This window comes from Streptomyces sp. RP5T (assembly GCF_003933965.1).
Taxonomy (GTDB): Bacteria; Actinomycetota; Actinomycetes; order Streptomycetales; family Streptomycetaceae; genus Streptomyces.
The window spans coordinates 1-972 of sequence record NZ_RSAJ01001167.1 but is presented as its reverse complement, the minus strand read 5'-3'; the positions used below and the strand labels follow the sequence as shown (position 1 = coordinate 972).

Sequence of the window (972 nt, the reverse complement as noted above, 5' to 3'; positions counted from 1 at the left end):
ACCCGTTGTCGACCACCTGCAGCAGCAGCCGGTTCTCCACCCTCCACACATCCACCGCGGCGAACGTCGCCCGGGAGTGCTTGCTGATGTTCTGCAACAGCTCCGAGACCGTGAAGTACGCGATCCCCTCGATCGCCGGCGCCGGCCGCGACGGCAGGTCCACCTCCACCTGCACCGGAACCGTGCAGCGCGAGGCCACCGAGGACAGCGCCGCATCCAGCCCCCGGTCCGTCAGCACGGCGGGATGAATTCCCCGCGCCAGATCGCGCAGCTCCTGAAGCGCCGTCTTCACCTCACCGTGCGCCTCGTCCACCATCCGCGCCGCCGCCTGCGGATCCTCGGTGAGCTTCTCCTTCGCGAGCCCCAGGTCCATCGCCAGCGCCACCAGCCGAGCCTGCGCACCGTCGTGCAGATCCCGCTCGATCCGGCGCAGGTCGGCGGCGGCCGTGTCCACCACGACCCCCCGGTCCGACTCCAGCTCGACCACGCGTGCCGACAGTCGGGTCGGCCCCAGCAGCCCGTGCACCATCAGCCGGTCCACGGTCGTCAGCGCCCGCACGATCCACGGCGTGGCCAACGTGAACAACAGTCCCACCAGCGCGGTCACGCCGATCTCGAAGGGGTTGTCCAGATAGATCTGGTGGGTCTCGTCGCCGTAGAGCTGAAGCCCGTCCTGACCGACGTACGCCGGGAAGATCCAGAACCACAGCGGATACGTCAGCAGCGCCCAGCCGTACACCCAGAAGTTCACCGCGACGACGAAGGAGAACAGCGCCCACGGCAGGTGCACCACCGAGTACAGCAGCGTCCGCCACGACGTCCCGCTCTTGAGGACCGCCCCTCGAACGGCGCCCGCAGCCCGGCCGGCACCCGGTGCCGCCGTACCGTCCCGGGGAACCCGAGCCCACTGTCGTACCCGTAGTCCGTGGCCATCGACGTCGTCCTTCTTCTCTCGTCCCGCGCCTGTGGTGT

The 972-nt window shown here is 69.3% G+C and carries 1 protein-coding gene; it reads right to left on the bottom strand.

What is annotated here, in order from left to right; translation table 11 throughout:
* Positions 1–972: sensor domain-containing protein (locus EHS43_RS45175; protein WP_260471032.1), on the bottom strand; the 972-nt coding region annotated here is incomplete at both ends.